Origin of the sequence: Pseudomonas sp. 24 E 13 (assembly GCF_900004715.1) — a bacterium.
Classification (GTDB): Bacteria; Pseudomonadota; Gammaproteobacteria; order Pseudomonadales; family Pseudomonadaceae; genus Aquipseudomonas; species Aquipseudomonas orientalis_A.
Genome location: NZ_CVTO01000103.1, coordinates 1 through 231 on the forward strand (window position 1 = coordinate 1; position 231 = coordinate 231).

Here is a 231-nt window from a genome sequence, read left to right on the forward strand (position 1 = left end):
AAGGCGGCAACATCGTCTACACCGCCAGCCTTGTGGATAAAAACGGCGCGCCGGTGACCAACATCACCAATCCGTTGACCGTCACACTGGATAACGGCAAAACCATCACCATCGGTGTGAACCAATCCAGCGGCACGGTCACCGCTGTGGCACCAGATGACGTGTACAAGGGCGACCAGACCGTCACCACTGCTATCAAGACTGTCACTGGGGGCGAGCACTTCGAAAATC

General features: G+C 56.7%; 1 protein-coding gene. It reads left to right on the forward strand.

Annotated features, from left to right (window positions below; translation table 11 throughout):
• Positions 1 to 231 (forward strand): immunoglobulin-like domain-containing protein (locus BFP90_RS29095; RefSeq protein WP_256097462.1); only part of this gene is annotated, 231 nt, incomplete at both ends.